The sequence below is a fragment of the Rhizobium sp. LCM 4573 genome (genome assembly GCF_001854865.1).
Classification (GTDB): Bacteria; Pseudomonadota; Alphaproteobacteria; order Rhizobiales; family Rhizobiaceae; genus Neorhizobium.
Window position 1 is genome coordinate 1 of the sequence record NZ_MDDW01000003.1, and the last position, 15,188, is coordinate 15,188.

At 57.1% G+C, this 15,188-nt stretch carries 19 protein-coding genes; 13 read left to right on the forward strand and 6 right to left on the reverse strand.

From position 1 onward, the window contains the following. A partial coding sequence (locus LCM4573_RS06835; RefSeq protein ID WP_071005528.1) for a DDE-type integrase/transposase/recombinase occupies positions 1 to 580 on the forward strand: 580 nt, incomplete at its 5' end. On the opposite strand, the gene LCM4573_RS06840 is transcribed toward LCM4573_RS06835, so the two are convergent. Beyond that, on the reverse strand, positions 567 to 1,523 hold the full coding sequence (locus LCM4573_RS06840) for a hypothetical protein (protein WP_071005529.1): 957 nt from the start codon (positions 1,521 to 1,523) through the stop codon (positions 567 to 569). The genes LCM4573_RS06835 and LCM4573_RS06840 overlap by 14 nt on opposite strands. A gap of 420 nt (positions 1,524 to 1,943) precedes the next feature. Between LCM4573_RS06840 and LCM4573_RS06845 the strand changes: the two genes are divergently transcribed. Together LCM4573_RS06845 and LCM4573_RS27900 are read left to right on the forward strand one after the other, a co-directional pair. After that, complete coding sequence (locus LCM4573_RS06845; protein ID WP_157895489.1) at positions 1,944 to 2,735, forward strand: AraC family transcriptional regulator; 792 nt, start codon at positions 1,944 to 1,946, stop codon at positions 2,733 to 2,735. Between the two features lie 423 nt (positions 2,736 to 3,158). Beyond that, positions 3,159 to 3,551 (forward strand): hypothetical protein, encoded by a 393-nt coding sequence (locus LCM4573_RS27900; RefSeq protein ID WP_157895490.1) that lies wholly within the window; start codon positions 3,159 to 3,161, stop codon positions 3,549 to 3,551. Positions 3,552 to 3,717: 166 nt separating this feature from the next. Here LCM4573_RS27900 and LCM4573_RS06850 read toward each other — a convergent pair whose 3' ends face one another. From LCM4573_RS06850 to LCM4573_RS06860, 3 genes are read right to left on the reverse strand one after another with little or no spacing between them, the layout of a single operon-like run. Then, positions 3,718 to 4,224 (reverse strand): SCO family protein, encoded by a 507-nt coding sequence (locus LCM4573_RS06850; RefSeq protein ID WP_071005531.1) that lies wholly within the window; start codon positions 4,222 to 4,224, stop codon positions 3,718 to 3,720. Positions 4,225 to 4,233: 9 nt separating this feature from the next. Next, entirely contained in the window at positions 4,234 to 5,772 is a 1,539-nt protein-coding gene (locus tag LCM4573_RS06855; RefSeq protein WP_071005532.1) for a hypothetical protein, read from the reverse strand. 2 nt (positions 5,773 to 5,774) lie between these two features. Continuing rightward, complete coding sequence (locus LCM4573_RS06860; RefSeq protein ID WP_071005533.1) at positions 5,775 to 6,881, reverse strand: NAD(P)-dependent alcohol dehydrogenase; 1,107 nt, start codon at positions 6,879 to 6,881, stop codon at positions 5,775 to 5,777. 217 nt (positions 6,882 to 7,098) lie between these two features. On the opposite strand from LCM4573_RS06860, the gene LCM4573_RS06865 reads away from it, so the two are divergent. The 6 genes from LCM4573_RS06865 (at position 7,099) to LCM4573_RS06890 (ending at position 11,145) form a co-directional block, all read left to right on the forward strand. After that, the gene (locus tag LCM4573_RS06865) at positions 7,099 to 7,527 is read left to right on the forward strand and encodes an OsmC family protein (protein WP_071005534.1); all 429 of its coding nucleotides are present in this window, start codon (positions 7,099 to 7,101) and stop codon (positions 7,525 to 7,527) included. Between the two features lie 45 nt (positions 7,528 to 7,572). Next, positions 7,573 to 8,247 (forward strand): type 1 glutamine amidotransferase domain-containing protein, encoded by a 675-nt coding sequence (locus tag LCM4573_RS06870; RefSeq protein WP_071005535.1) that lies wholly within the window; start codon positions 7,573 to 7,575, stop codon positions 8,245 to 8,247. 56 nt (positions 8,248 to 8,303) lie between these two features. After that, positions 8,304 to 9,182, forward strand: a complete 879-nt coding sequence (locus tag LCM4573_RS06875) for an alpha/beta fold hydrolase (RefSeq protein WP_116285384.1) — start codon at positions 8,304 to 8,306, stop codon at positions 9,180 to 9,182. A gap of 66 nt (positions 9,183 to 9,248) precedes the next feature. Then, complete coding sequence (locus LCM4573_RS06880) at positions 9,249 to 9,974, forward strand: SDR family NAD(P)-dependent oxidoreductase (RefSeq protein WP_071005537.1); 726 nt, start codon at positions 9,249 to 9,251, stop codon at positions 9,972 to 9,974. A gap of 10 nt (positions 9,975 to 9,984) precedes the next feature. Continuing rightward, positions 9,985 to 10,218, forward strand: coding sequence for a 4-oxalocrotonate tautomerase family protein (locus LCM4573_RS06885; protein ID WP_071005538.1), 234 nt, complete (start codon positions 9,985 to 9,987; stop codon positions 10,216 to 10,218). A 411-nt stretch (positions 10,219 to 10,629) separates the two neighbouring features. After that, positions 10,630 to 11,145 carry a hypothetical protein gene (locus tag LCM4573_RS06890; protein WP_071005539.1) on the forward strand — a complete coding sequence of 172 codons (516 nt, stop codon included), beginning with the start codon at positions 10,630 to 10,632 and terminating at the stop codon, positions 11,143 to 11,145. Between the two features lie 228 nt (positions 11,146 to 11,373). On the opposite strand, the gene LCM4573_RS06895 is transcribed toward LCM4573_RS06890, so the two are convergent. Then, a complete protein-coding gene (locus LCM4573_RS06895) occupies positions 11,374 to 12,024 on the reverse strand; it encodes an HD domain-containing protein (RefSeq protein ID WP_071005540.1) in 651 nt (216 codons plus the stop codon). Positions 12,025 to 12,415: 391 nt separating this feature from the next. Between LCM4573_RS06895 and LCM4573_RS06900 the strand changes: the two genes are divergently transcribed. The 4 genes from LCM4573_RS06900 (at position 12,416) to LCM4573_RS06915 (ending at position 13,959) form a co-directional block, all read left to right on the forward strand. Further along, positions 12,416 to 12,619 (forward strand): hypothetical protein, encoded by a 204-nt coding sequence (locus LCM4573_RS06900; protein ID WP_071005541.1) that lies wholly within the window; start codon positions 12,416 to 12,418, stop codon positions 12,617 to 12,619. Continuing rightward, positions 12,616 to 12,921: a hypothetical protein gene (locus LCM4573_RS06905; protein ID WP_071005542.1), complete on the forward strand. Its 306-nt coding sequence runs from the start codon at positions 12,616 to 12,618 to the stop codon at positions 12,919 to 12,921. Before LCM4573_RS06900 ends, LCM4573_RS06905 begins: the two co-directional genes overlap by 4 nt. Before the next feature lie 3 nt (positions 12,922 to 12,924). Further along, complete coding sequence (locus tag LCM4573_RS06910) at positions 12,925 to 13,338, forward strand: DUF302 domain-containing protein (protein WP_071005543.1); 414 nt, start codon at positions 12,925 to 12,927, stop codon at positions 13,336 to 13,338. A 102-nt stretch (positions 13,339 to 13,440) separates the two neighbouring features. Further along, the gene (locus LCM4573_RS06915; RefSeq protein WP_071005544.1) at positions 13,441 to 13,959 is read left to right on the forward strand and encodes a Dps family protein; all 519 of its coding nucleotides are present in this window, start codon (positions 13,441 to 13,443) and stop codon (positions 13,957 to 13,959) included. A 40-nt stretch (positions 13,960 to 13,999) separates the two neighbouring features. Here LCM4573_RS06915 and LCM4573_RS06920 read toward each other — a convergent pair whose 3' ends face one another. Continuing rightward, positions 14,000 to 14,917 (reverse strand): AraC family transcriptional regulator, encoded by a 918-nt coding sequence (locus tag LCM4573_RS06920; protein ID WP_071005545.1) that lies wholly within the window; start codon positions 14,915 to 14,917, stop codon positions 14,000 to 14,002. Between the last annotated feature and the right edge of the window lie 271 nt (positions 14,918 to 15,188).

The window sequence follows — 15,188 nt, forward strand, 5'->3', positions numbered from 1 at the left end:
TCATGGCATGTTGCTGGAGAAACACACAGCAGTGCGCAAGGGTCGCCTCCACGACGGTAAGGTCATGGTCATGCGCTCGAACCTGCGCTGGTGCTCGGATGGCCTGGAGTTCACCTGCTGGAACGGTGAGATTATCCGGCTCGCCTTCATTATCGACGCCTTCGACCGTGAGATCATCGCCTGGGCGGCTGTCGCTAATGCCGGAATATCCGGCTCCGATGTCCGTGACATGATGCTGGAGGCTGTTGAGAAGCGCTTCGGCGTAGCCCGAGCGCCGCATGCCATCGAGCATTTGTCTGATAACGGTTCGCCTTATACCGCGCGGGAAACTCGGCTGTTCRCCCAGGCTCTTAATCTGACGCCATGCTTCACACCCGTCGYCAGTCCACAGTCAAACGGCATGTCCGAAGCCTTYGTCAAAACCCTGAAGCGGGACTATGTCCGCATCTCAACCCTTCCGGACGCGGAAACTGCGCTCCGGCAGATCGATGGATGGATCGAGGACTATAATGAAATCCATCCCCATTCCGCTCTGAAAATGGCTTCCCCTCGCCAGTTCATCAGGGCTATCTCAACCTAAGCCGACTGTCCGGTGAAACGGGGAGCACTCCAACGAGCGGGGTAAGAAGTTTAAACTTTGCGAGGATATCAATGTCCGTCCCCTGAGATTTCGCTGCCTCGAGGAAGCCTTTATAGGTGGCGCGGCGGGTTACCAGTACCGTTCGGCCCGGGTCGGTGTAGCCAAGGACCATGTTCCACAGGTCAACGCGGTTCTCTTCTCGGCCCGGATAGTCGAGGCCGATGAATGGGACGACCAGCATCACTAGCCGATGCCGCGCTCGCCAGCGCAACAGTAGCTTCTTGAAAATACTGATGCAGTCGTCGCGGCTGAAAACCCCGTCGATGTCGGTTAGCATTGCTGGATCGTCGGGCCCGGCCAGGACGAACTCTAATGGGTTTCTCACGCCTCGGTCCGCGTCGGAGAATGGCCGATGAAAAACCATACGATGGACGGTGCAGGCGCAACCAATCTCGAGCGTCACGCTGATCGTATCGGGCCTTGGAATCCCGCCTTTGAGATAGTGAGTGAAGAACGAACCGAGATTTTTGTTTATAGCGCCAAGTGCTTTGCCTAATGCATCGTAGGCCGGGCTCTCCAGCCCGTGATCACAATCGAGACATCTGTAGACAGCTCGGTCTTCGAGCACGAACTGGGGGCCGTCAGACTCGTTCGACGGTATGACCAGCATGCTTTCCTTCAATTCGTTTTCCGCTGTCAGATCGTGAGCACGAAGCACATCATTCAGTTCGTCAATATCGTCGTCCCATCTCGCGACAAGCCGCCCGCCGCTTGTCACGCTCGACGCATCGTTCGGGTTTGAAACCTGAATGTACGACCGGCTGCCGCACTCGTCACATTCGATAACGAACCCGCCGCGATCATTCACGCCGCCTGGCCAGCGGCCGATCGAGACATGAATCGCTTGGCCACAGCCCGACTTGGAGCAGATCGCCGCAACCATTCGATGTGAGATTTCCATTGAGTTGAGTCCCGATAGTTGTGCTGCAGATGAGAACGCGCGGCCGGCATGATTATAAGCGAAATCGGTCGACAAATGTTGAACGACAGCTGTCAGATCGCGGGTCGAAAGTCCGCTTCGGCCTGACTGAGGTCTTTGGGCACACGTTACTCAAACGCCGATTACGAACCGAGACATCCACTATGCGGCGGCTATTGCTCATGTACCCCGGTATAATGGACACAAAGCCCCCTTCCCCCGCAAATAAGCGGACGAACGGAGGCTGACATGCAATACGGTGCATATGGAGTAGAACTCGCCCGGCGCTTCAATATCGACGACGCGCCCTTCATGAGAACCTCAACTYTTAAATCCGAACAGCTGGCTGYCACCCGCGTGACGACTGGCAGCCGCGGATYGGGCTTGACCGACTACATACCCGTCGAAAAGGCATACATCGTTACCGTACGCCTCCAGGGCATCGCGAAATTCGAGTCCTTCCGAGCCGGGAAATTGACGTGGAAGGGTAGCTGCGAGGCAGGCAGCATGAGCATCATGAACCTGCAGGACGAGCCGCAACTACATCTGCCAACATTCTATGACTGCGTGAAATTCTACGTCCCCGAAATCATCTTCTCCGAACTTGCGCAGACGAACGACATGCCCGCGATACGAGAGCTGAGGTATCTCCCCACAGTCGCCGATCCCGCCATGCACACATTCGCGAAGGTTCTAGCCCCGTTGTTCGGCAAACCCATGAGCGACAGATCGCTCTTCTTCGACCACGTTGCCATTGCGGCTTACCTTCATCTCGCGCGGACCTATGGCGGTGTCGACCGACCGCCACCTCAAACAGGCACATTGGCGGAGTGGCAACTGCGGCGGGCTACTGAAATGCTTGCTTCGTCCGTCGAAGACGGTGTGACAATCCAAGCTCTTGCGGCCTCCTGCGAGCTCCCCGTGGAGCGGTTTTTGAGGGCATTCAAGAAAAGCACTGGGCTGCCGCCCCATAGATGGCTACGCGAATACAAAGTGAGGAAAGCAACGGACCTGCTGAGGGAAAGCAGGCTGAGCATTTCCGAAATCGCGTACGCCTGCGGGTTCTCCGATCAAGCGCATATGACCCGCCTCTTTGTGGCGCTGACGGGTAATACGCCTGGCAACGTTCGTAAGTCCTCAGGCGGCTTCGGAGGTATTCGGCCAAGCCCTGATTGATCGCCTGGACCTGACTGCTGGGATGCTATTGTTGTGGGGATATAATGGCCGAAGGAACGGCACAGGACGAAACTGGGAGCTTGTTTCCACATTCTGCACTGACGTCACTCAGTTGAAGCGCGCCAGCGACAGTCCAGCAAATATTACCACGACGAACGTTGACTGCTTCCATTGTTTCAAAACGTTAATGTCGACGCGACGTGCGGGCGCGACTATGCGTTTTTGCTAGGCAACGAGACAATCCACTGCAGAATCTGAAATAATTAAATATTACCAGCTTTCTGAACGTAGCAGCGGTTTAGGACACCATGGTGTGTTGGCTCTGCAGGGTATCGTACGTGAAAGATGCATTTATAATTACTTGATTCAACTAACGTTTACCGCTGATGAATAGCTTAGCCCAAAGAAATCGGGGAAATTCTTGTGCTTTCCAGTGTGACAAAGTTTAGTGTATGCGCGATCTTGGCAGCGCTTATTGTCGGCTCGCTTGCCTCCCAATCACCTGGTGAGAAATCACCACCCGAGGCGAAAGCCCGAAGTAACTCGGACTCGTCAGATTACGCGAAGGCGCGACGTAATCCTGATTCGCCAGACTGCGAGGTAACTCTCGATGGGTTCTATTCCTTGGCAACCAACGATTCATATCAAGCTGCACGCCGCAAGCTTGGTTGCAGTGGTGAGTTGGCTGCCAAGACCGACATGCTGGGCTACAATACTGTTATGGTGACATGGCGAGGCAATTCGTGGGCCGGGAATATGAATGCCACGTTTCAAAACAACAAGCTCATTTCAAAGGCCCAATTCGGTCTTAAATGACTATCGCGAATCCGGTTCTTAGCCTTGCTGCCGGTATCCACGGGTGAACAGCAATCTACGCTTTTGCGATCGAAGTTCGCGCGATCTTGTGCGGACGGTTGTATTCACACGTCGCTAGAGTCTGAACTTAAAGAGTAGAACCATGAAGGTGTTGCTCAATAGGTGACTAGGTGACCAACTCCGCGCCAACTACCGCGTCTCTGATCCGATCATGGATTTCCGTAAGCTCCAGAACTGATGGCCAGTGACTGTGATATCGACCATCCGGATCGAGGAGATAGGTCAGGGACGTGTGCGGCATCTGGTACTGCCCATCGCCCTCGTCCACCCGTCTAGCGAATACGCCGAAGTTCTCCTTCGCGAGGTTGATCTCATGTTCATCGCCAGTTAGCCCCCTGAATCGGGGGAACCGATTCTCTAGGAACTCGCGCATGACCTCTGGCGTATCCCTCGCTGGGTCAACGGTGATGTATAGTGGTTGGATGTTCAGCGCGATCCCCGGGTCGACGAGGTCAAGAGCTTCACTGAGCTTGCCGAGGTTTCGGGGGCAAACTACCCGGCAGTTGGTGAATCCGAAGAATACGAGCATCCATTTTCCAGCGTAGCTGGATGCATTGACCTGTTGTCCGAAATGATCCGTGAGTGCAAAGGCAACTGGCAACTCGGTTTGCATTGGCGTCTCCTACAAAATCGCAAGCCGGAAGTTCCGGCTGGGGCCAGTTGGGCACTCAAAACGGATAGTGCCGTCCTGTGCCGAAAGGGCATCCAGGGTGCTGGAGAGGATTTCATCACCGCGCCCCAAGGCAATCTCAGCACCGTCGCATCCGAGAGCCCATCTCGCCCCTGAGGGGATTGGCCCGATTCCGACGCGTCCGACACCTCTGCGGTCCGCGCTCCTGCGCATCACCAGGTGTAGCGTCTGCTCGGCGCTATTATAGAAGGCAGCACTGACATCGATGTCGTCCGCTGCTTCCCTGAGGGCGGGCTGTTTGAAGCGTTCCCTGGACCACGGCTCGTTGTAAAGCTTCCACAAGCCGTCAGCGATATTGAGGCGCGCATACCCGAGCAACACGTTCCCGGTCTGGGGTTCCACTAGAAGGCGATTGCCGAAATTATCGACCTCCTCGTCGTTCCGCGGATAGTACAGACCCCCGTCGCGCCAGCTGGGGCAGAAATAACGGTCCGCATATTGGAGCATCCCGGACAACGTATCGTCATCGCCCATTTCCGATGCCCAGGCCGCAACCCACCCGAAGTCGCAGTCATCATTGACGACATTTTCTCCCTTGATCGAAGGACGTGGGGTGGACCGCACCGACAGAAGGCCATCAGGAGATTGGATGAGATAATCGCTCACTTGGCGCGGATAGTTCTCCCGAACGAAGTCTCTGTTCCACATGTTCATGAGTGTGCCGAGCCATGCATCCACCCAGGGATAGGCGGCGGCATTCAGCCGAGGCGCGCGCGTATCCTCAGCGAGCATGATGTGGTAGTGGCCGTTTTCCCCGAACCTGCCGAACTCCTTCCAGGCAGCCTCGTATTCCCGGGTCACCTCCTCCGCGATCGAGCCTCCATAGATGAGGTCGTGCAAACGGAATCCAAGGATCGCAGGTTGATTGCATATCTGGAATACGCAATTCGGTTCGCAGGCGACCCCGATATAACCGCTTCGTACCATCATCCAGTAGAGATGGTCGTTGAGGGATTTCTGGTCATAGCGGTACTCCTTGGCGTCGCCGCCCCAGAAGTACGACCAATATCGGAATGTGATCGCCCCTTCCCGTTCATACACGGGGTCGTCGAAAAGGTAATGGTAGAGGAGCGTGAGCGATTGTACGTAGGCGCTGTACATGATGTTGTCGCGGCCAACCGGGTCCCATTCCTCCTGATAGGTATGGGCCAGATGTGCATTGAAGACGCTGCCGCCGCGGCTGACGTTGTGCCAATACATCCAAACCTCCGGCAACATCAGCTTGTCGATGAGGCGTTTCATGATGGGCTGGAATACCGCCGGCGCAGCCGGTAGACGATGACGGTGGACGAGACCGAGGGCGTAAGCCATGTAGGCCAGTTGGAACCGATACCCCCCGAAATCGTCCTGCCCTACACCGCGCCCCTTCATCAGGGAYCAGTCATTGGGCAGTTGCCGCGAGAGGTTGTCAAAGTGCCGGATGTGGCCCATCTGGAGGGCATCAAGCCCTTGGGATTCGATCTTCGACATCGCTAGTCACCTACCTTGAGGACAGCCTTGATGGTCGCGCCGGAAAGCTGATCCTCTACCGCCTTGTTGATCTGGTCAAACGGGTAGGTCTTGATCATTTTGTCGAAGGGGAACCGGCCCTGGGAAAAGAGTTCAATCATCCTCGGGATGAAGATGTCGGGGATCGAATTGCCTTCCACAAAGCCGCGAACCGACTGGCCCTGAAGCAGCGTCGGGAACCAGGCGAGTTCCAGCTTCCGGTCTGTGGTTGGCGGTACTGCTACGAGTCCAACCGTACCTAGTTTGCCGAGGCCGAGAATAGCCGCGTTCAGCAAGCCGGCCACGCCGGCGCAGTCGACGATGAAATCGACGCCGTGGGGCACGATCTCCATGATTGCGGTCCCAAGGTCGGACACCTTGGAGGTATTAATCGTGTGGGTTGCTCCGAGCTCCCTGGCCATCTCCAGACGGCTGTCGACGCGATCAACGGCAATGATATCCCCGCAGCCACAGACGGCCGCTCCGAGAATGGCGGCGAGTCCCACTGCGCCAGTGCCCAGTATGACGATGCTCTGCCCGGCTTCCGGCCGCAATCCGTTCATGACGGTTCCTGCGCCAGTTTGAATGCCGCAGCCCAGCGGTCCAAGTAGATGAAGCGGGATGTCTGCGGCTACCCTGACGGCGTTGCGTTCCGAAGCAAGGGCATGATGTCCGAATGAAGACTGCCCGAAGTATCGCAGCGCGGCCGTCTTGTTATCGGACAGCGTCGCCCCCGTAGCTCTAGGCTCTGTTTGGAAGTTGAGCTCGGTGAAGTGCTCGCAGTACATCGGATTGCCTGTTTGGCAGTGGCGGCAGGTTCCGTCCGACGCTGGCRCGAGTACCACGTGGTCACCCGGCTTCAGCTTTGTCACCAGCGGTCCAACTTTCTCCACCACCCCGGCACCTTCGTGCCCGAAAATCGATGGGAAGGGAGCCCCAAGGGTACCGTCGCGGCTGGCGAGATCAGTGTGGCAGATTCCGACGCCGGCGATCCGGACGAGGACATCCGTTCCTTCGGGCTCCGGGAGGACCACCTCCTCGACTGAGAAGTGTGCCTTTTCTACGCGGGCGACTGCTGCGACGGTTTTCATCGGAAGCTCCTTGTATCGAGTTGGCCGTGTCGGCTCGGAGCGGAGCTTCCAATCGTCGTTCGCGCGCGTATTGGACGAATCCGGAAAGCATTGAAGGTTCTCCCAAGGGACCCCGCTGATTCAAGAGATCGGCGATCTGTTCAATAACCCCTCCCCTGTTCGTCGCAGGATCGGCACGCGCCCAAATGGTGAGGCGCTCCAACGACAGGAGACGACAGTGCGTATAGTTCGATCCGCGACCGTAACTTGGACGGGCGGCATGAAGGACGGCGTGGGGGCGGTATCGACCCAGAGCGGCGCGCTCTATGGCTATCCCTACGGTTTTGGCAGCCGCTTCGAAGGGGTGCAAGGCACCAATCCCGAAGAACTGATCGCCGCGGCTCATGCCAGTTGCTTCACGATGGCGCTCGCCATGATGCTGGCGAAGTCCAACTTCTCGGTCGAGAAGCTTGAGACTGAGGCGCGGGTCACGCTCGAGAGTGTTGGGGACGGCTTCGCCATAACATCCAGCCATCTGAAGTTGAGCGGACATGTCGCCGGCCTCGATGTCGAGGGACTTACTGCCATCGCCAATCAGGCGAAAGCGGGTTGCCCTGTTTCGAAAGCGCTGAACACCGAAATCGCACTCGAAGTCACTGCCGGTTAAGGCGCAGCCCTGCGCCGCCCCATCACGAAACTGAAGGAAACACCTATGAAAATCCTGATGGTCCTAACCTCCCACGACAAGCTCGGCGATACCGGGAAGAAGACAGGCTTCTGGCTCGAGGAGTTCGCCGCGCCATACTACACCTTTTTGGATGCCGGCTCGGAAATCACCGTCGCATCCCCAAAGGGCGGTCAGCCACCGATCGACCCGAAAAGCGACACCCCCGAAGGGAAGACCCCGCTGACCGAGCGCTTCAAGGCCGATCCGGCCGCGCAGAAGGTCCTGGCTCACACGGTTCGCCTCGCTGACGTCAACTCCCGTGATTTCGATGCGATCTTCTACCCCGGCGGTCACGGCCCCATGTGGGACCTCGCCGAGGACGCGACATCGATCAGGCTGATCGAGGAATTCTACAACGAGGGCAAGCCAGTCGGAGCGGTGTGCCACGCCCCAGCCGTTCTCCATCGTGTGGAAATCGGCGGCAAGCCGCTTGTCAGCGGAAAGCGCGTTTCCGGCTTCACTAATACCGAGGAAGAGGCGGTTCATCTCACGAACGTCGTACCGTTTCTGGTCGAGGACGAGCTGAAGCGACTGGGCGGAAAGTACGAAAAGGTAGGTGACTGGCAGGTTCTCGCTATCACGGACGGTCATCTCGTGACCGGACAAAACCCCGCCTCTTCGGCCGAAGCCGCTCGCCAGGTTCTCGCTCTTCTCAAATAAACCCGGTGCCGGCGGAGTCTTCGTCGGCAACATAAACCACGGAGTCTCATATGCTGATGAACGCGTCCAAAACCTATCCGGTCACCCACCACCGCACGGCTACGGTAAACGGAATCGAGATATTCTACCGCGAGGCCGGCTCCCCGGACGCACCCGCGGTGGTCCTGCTGCACGGCTTCCCGAGCTCTTCGCATATGTACCGCAATCTGATCCCGGCGCTTGCGGACCAGTATCACGTCATTGCCCCCGATCTACCGGGATTTGGTCTATCGGCTATGCCTCCGCGGGAGCAGTTCGATTACGGTTTTGCAAYATTCGCCAACATCGTCAACGACTTGCTTGAGCAACTTAACGTCAAGCGGTACGTTCTCTATGTTATGGATTACGGTGCGCCCACCGGCTTCCGGCTTGCGCTTATGCATCCCGAGCGTGTTGCAGGGCTCATCCCGCAGAACGGAAACGCTTACGAGGATGGACTCCAGAAATTCTGGGACCCGATCAAAGCGCTCTGGAAGAATAATTCCAAAGAGAACCGCGATGCACTGCGTCCCTTCATGACCTTGGAGATCACGAAGTTCCAATACGTCGATGGTGTCAAGGACGTGACCCGGATCGACCCTGCCAACTGGATTGTGGACCAGCATTTCCTCGATCGGCCTGGCAACGTCGAAATCCAGCTCGACCTTTTCTATGACTATCGGAACAACGTCGAGCTCTATCCGATGTTTCAGAAGTTCTTCCGCGAGCATCGCCCGCCGACGCTGCTCGTCTGGGGAGCGAATGACAGCATCTTTCCGCCAGAAGGAGCGAAAGCGTTTCTGCGCGACAACCCGGACGCCGAGCTTCACCTGCTCGACAGCGGGCACTTCGCATTCGAGGACAAGGCTGACGAAATCGTCCCGCTGATGCGAGACTTCCTTAGCCGCGTCTACTGACCTCAAACCATCCAACCCTCCCCGTGGCCACCGAACGGTGGTCACGCCTATTGTCATGGAGAAAAAATGAGCATCGACACGAAAGTCGCCATCGTTACGGGCGCGTCGCAAGGTATCGGAGCTGGCATCGTCGCCGGCTACCGCCAGCGCGGCTGGAACGTAGTCGCGAATTCCCGCAACATTTCCCCCGAGCTCTACGGAAATGATGTAGGCATTGCATCCGTCGCGGGCGATGTTGGTGAACCTGAAACTGCCAAGCGGCTTGTCGAAACCGCATTGGAGCGCTTTGGCCGCGTCGATACGCTCGTCAATAATGCGGGCATCTTCATCGCCAAGCCTTTCACCGACTACACTCCGGCCGACTTCAACCGGAAGATCGCAGTGAACCTCGCGGGCTTTTTCTACGTGACGCAGGCATTCGTCGCGCAACTGAAGAAGGCGGATAGCACGGGCCATGTTGTCAGCATAACGACGACGTTGGTCGATCAGCCGATCAATGGCGTCCCGGCCATTCTCGCCTCATTGACGAAAGGTGGCATCGATTCAGCAACGCGGGGTCTCGCGATCGAGTTCGCGTCTTCAGGCATTCGCGTCAACGCGGTTTCCCCGGGGATCATCAAAACGCCGCTACATGCCCCTGAAACCCATTCGATGCTCGATAGCCTCCACCCGCTTGGAAGGATGGGTGAGATCAGCGAGATCGTTCAGGCGGTCCTCTATCTGGAAGACGCTGCATTCGTAACCGGCGAGACGCTTCACGTCGACGGCGGCCAGCATGCCGGTCATTGGTGAGGAGTAGAAAATGCCGTACATCAACGTCAAGTTCACCAAGGGCAGCGCAACGCCGGAACAGAAGGCGAAGATCATCGAAGGGATGACCAACGTGCTCCGGGATGTAATCGACAAGGCACCCGCAGCGACATGGGTCGTGATCGATGAGGTCGAATTCGAGGATTGGGGTGTGGGTGGGCTTCCGGTTCTTGATTACTGGGAAAAGACGGGCGTCAGCGCGTCGGCAAGCCAGAATAAAAACTGATGATTGCTCTAACGAAAGGGCAATAGCGCACTGGGCGGGGCGAGAAGTCCCGCCCTTTCCTGTTTCAGGTCTTACAGCGGTGATGGCTGACAAGCCGCGTCCGAGTAGCAATTACCTTCAACGCTTCACCCGCCCTTGACCGACAAACTGCTCTTGCTGCCGATGTCGCCAGGCGCAATCTGCTCGTGACAGGCCAAACTCTCGCGAAAGGCCTGCGCATTGTCTCTCGCATGGGAACGATGCAACCTCCACCAATGGATATTCAGAGCGTTCGCACCGAGGCAGTCAGCGGCCTGCCAGGCGTGGCTCGWGCCGCTCTCAGGGGGCGTCGAGTTTTTTGAGGACGAAATCAGCTACGACGATATTGGACCGTGAGCCATGCCAGTGAGAATTGCCCAGGAACCAGCATGGATGACCCCACTCCTCGAGGCATCTCTCCCTGACTTAGGTGTCAGCGAGAGCTCTGAATTCCGGCACCTTCCTCCGATACCTGTCGTCTCGGTGTCTCTTGAGGCACTTGCGAACGGAGTTTTGGAAGCAGACGAGCGTACTCGGTCAGTATGGCGATACGTGGTCGAATTGAACGGTGACGCCCTATTAGTGGATATTGACGAGGAAGACCAATCCACGCCCTCATCGATTCTGCGTGGACAAGTCGCCGACTACACGATCGAATCGTTGGAAGCGGCCGAAGAATTCATCAGTAGCGTCGGCGGCGATTTCCACGTCGAGATTATTGAAGTGCCGGAGATACACACGATTGCCGTCAGCCTACCTAACGCTCGAGAGCACTGGCTTTTCCCGATCCTTATCTCGGGGCAGCCGCAGCCGCCACAAAGACGGCGGCTCATCGATTTCGTGGCGGGACTTTCTGCTATCGCAAACTTGCACCTTGCCGGCGACCTATCCACTGAGAGCAAGCTCTGAACGTGAAGTAGAAAAACTCCCCATTAAAAATGGCGGATCGTTTTAGACGGCGAACTGACAATTAAACATGCTTCTTTCGAGAATAACCTGCCGACTACGTGGAAACGCGGGGCAATGCCCGCGTTTGTTTATGGCTTGAGATGAAGGGCCGTACTCCTGCTTCATGGTGAGACTGACCAGTACCGACCAAGACAGGTCTGATGTTCAAACCTGCCCGAGTGGTCCCGATCAGCTTTCCCATTTCGAATTGAGGATCGTGTCTACGAAATTCCAGCGCTCGAACGTCGGGTCCATCGCCTCCAGGACGTCAGCCTTCACGTTTCCGGCGGTGGTATGCGGCTTGCGGATGGTACCGTAGCAGAACGCGGAGAGAATGCCGTGTTTGAACTTCAGCCCGCGCGGATGGCAGGCGCACACTTCCTGCCGCTGTTCCTGGGAAAAGTCATCGTAGGCTATTCCGAGCACGTCCATTTCGACTCCGGCCGTGACCAGGGCGACGACAGGCCGCTTGTGCTGAGGAATGCCCGGCGTTGTATGCAACGCGATGGAGTCCCAAACATCGTCAACGTCGCGTTCGGATACGTCGTACGAATGCAGGAAGGCTCTCGCGGCATTGGCTCCGTCTACTTCGAAACGTTCTGTTTCGCTGGCATGGGAGTCCATCAACCCCATGTCGTGAAACATCGCTCCGATGTAAAGAAGTTCAGGATCGTACTTGAGCCCGCGGCGCTCTCCAGTGAGGGCTCCGAATAGGAACACCCGGCGCGAATGGTGGTACAGGAGATCGGTTTCCGTGTCACGCACGAGCTCAGTGGCATCTCGTGCCATCTGGCTGTCCGGAATGCGAATTCCTGCGATTGTCTGAGGGCTTTCAGTCATTGCGCGGTCCTTTCTTCTTTCGCCGATTTTGATCGCGTCCCCTAAAAAGCGGCCCTCTCGCACGGGCGGAGCGCGCGGAGGGCCGCCGACCGCGGTGGTCGCGAGCCGCGGTCGAATTGCGGCCGGCTCAGGGAGAGGTACTGCAGCCGCACCGTTCGTTTAGCAGCAGCTATGTTCAACGCATTGCACGCACGGAGCATTCATTGCATCGAGGAGGAACTCCTCAATCGGTGGAATATTGGCACGACCTTCCAGAGAAGGTTTCCCTGTTCAATTGTTCAGCGTCGATCGCCAATACGATTTCTACGTCCCAAATTCGCGACCGCGAACCGGCGATATCAACTGATGTGTCGTGTTCCGCCGTCCAAGTACGCGAGGTCCAGGATTGGCCATGGCCGACCTTATCAAACAACCGCAGAAACCCGCTTGGCCGAAACACATCCCGCGCTTCCACGAATTGATGGAAATAGCGGTTCGTGAGTTGCTGCTCGAGAAAGGTATCATTGGTGCCGATGACATCAGGCTTCAAGCGGAGGTAGCCGGCATCGGCGTTACGGCATGCTCCTTAGGCGATCTCCGGGTTACCTCGCAATGAGCGACGTCGTGTGTGCGCAGCCAGAACAATTCGCGGAGTGGGAGCGCCGTTTCGAAGCGATTGTCACGGTGCTCCGTCTACAGGACATCTTGATTCCAGATCGTGGCAATCCGTCTGTCGTCGCCCCAGGTGATGGCTCATCGAGGAGGCTTGGTCACTACGAGCACTGTATTGTAGCGCTTGCAAAGGCCCTCTTCGAAAGTGGGATCATTACCCAAAGCGAGTTGGCGTTGAAAATGGCAGACGTCGAGATGCGGATCGTCTGCGCGCCATCCTTTACGCCAGATGGATTAGGGGAATAGCCGATGGTGCCTGTTCACACGAAGGCCTTCCCAAGCCGACTCTCGTTCAAGGAAACCCTGGCGGCATTGCTTGATGCGCTCTCCGAACGGCATATCAAAGTTTTCGCGACAATCGATTACACCACCGACGCAGCCGCGGTCGGTATAGACCTCTTGCCGACCACTCTCGTCATTTTCGGCAACCCCGAAGTAGGTAGCTTGCTTGTACAAGACACCCCGACGACTGGTCTCGATCTCCCGCTGAAAGTTCTGGTTTGGTCCACGGTCACGGGCGAAACATGGCTTGCCTATAACGATCCTATGGAAATCGGGCACAAGAACGCCATCGGCCACATGGCCGGGGAAGCCTTGGTCCGTATGGGTCGGCTTCTCGAAAGTGTAGTTGCCGACGTTTCAGCGCGATCCCACTCCGCCTAGCGGCGGGACCGACATTCAACAAACTTCCGGGACCTCCAAGACGTTTGCGTTCATCGTGCTGAGTATTGCTCGCGAAACTAACCCAAAACGAAAGGACTACCAATGGATCGCCTCGATCTCGAGACCCGCCGCTCCTCCCCATTGCGCACGCCAACGAACCTTCTGTCGAACGCTGTCGTCGATCTCTCGGCGGCGCTGAATGGGCTGCTGGCCGATGTATTCGCGCTGTACATCAAAACCAAAAATTTCCACTGGCATCTCTTCGGCCCGAACTTCCGCGACTACCACCTCATGCTCGATGAGCAGGCTGGCCAGCTGTTGAATATGACCGACACGATAGCGGAGCGCGTACGTAAGCTCGGGGGCCTTACCATCCATTCGATTGGAGAAATTTCCCGCTTGCAGCGCGTTGAGGACAATGACGCCGAATTCGTAACGTCGGCGGACATGCTTGCCGAACTTCGGGAGGATAACCGTGATCTTGCCCGTCGTATGAAGGAGGTCCACCAGCTGTGCGACGAGCACGGTGATATCGCGACCGCGAGCTTTATAGAGACCTGGCTGGACGAGACGGAGGGACGCGTCTGGTTCCTTTTCGAAAGTGGCCGCGGCGCAGCATGACCTATCGGCCCGCGGTCACCGATTTGGTCGGTGGCCGCGCTTACAACCCACGTCGTGCCTGCCGCCATACTGCCGGGGTATGCCCTGTTGCGGCCGCGAAACTTCTCGTAAAATGGCTCTGGTCGGCGAAGCCGCACTCGTATGCGATCTCATTCAAAGACAGCTTTGTCGCAAATAGCCTGTGCTTCGAGAGCTCTATTCGTTGCGCCCTCGCCCACTTCAGTGGATGTGTGCCGCAGGTCCTCTCGAACGCCTTTGCAAATCGAGCGGGAGGCAAATGGCATTCCGCCGCGATCGCCTCTATTGTCATGCCGTTTCCAGGCATCAGAGAAAGAAGCTCTTTCGCTCGCTTTACTCGTGAGGGACTGAGCTGCTCGGCGTTCATATTCACAAGCGTTTGCTTGCCGGCATAGCGCGTCAGCATATGCCAGGATACCGCAGACGCGAGATGGCTCAGGTAAGCTGGCTCCGCCACCTGCGTATCATCGAGCATGGGAAGAAACAGGAGCGCAAGGCCATAGAGTTGCTGGTCATTGTCAGCTGACGAAACCTCTAATTCGTAATCCGGTCTCTCACCTTCCTGTTCCAGAAGAGTAGCTAGGCGGCCCCGAGGAATGTAGAAATGCACACCGTCTGGAACCGTCGGTAGGTACTCTTTGCGGCAGCGGCGCAGATCGGTCATAGCAATCCCTGCCTGCCGCACCGGCCGCTCTTCGACGAATCTAGTGCCTTCCCAAAGCTGGTACTCCGGATTCGTCGCCATGCTGCTGGTGATCAGATAGGCGTCCTCACCTTGTTCCATGTGGCGCGTCGGCCCTTTGAAGTCGCCCTTTAGCGCTTGGTGGATGGCCGCGAGCGAATGCCCTTCTGCGGTCACCGACGTGTGGACCACCCGATCCATCGCGTAGGGACCCCAGGCGCGATTTCCGAATGTGGATGCAAGTGACTGGCCAAGCATGGAAACCTCCGGAACAACTAACCGGAAGACCCTAGCTCTCGCCCTCCCGGGCTCCAATTATACGTGCGTATCAGTATACGGAGGTATTAGTTCTKTTTTGCGGCAGCCGTCCGTGATTCCGTTAGTTCTTTCGGCATGCCATCAAGTGGAGGTTGTCTTATGCTTCCTCTGCACCGCGAGTTCTCGAGATGACGTAGTGAAAGCCACCAGATGTCGATCAGGCGGGGTGAAAACTCGTCGCTTTCACCTGGAACTTCCGGTAGGGAACTCT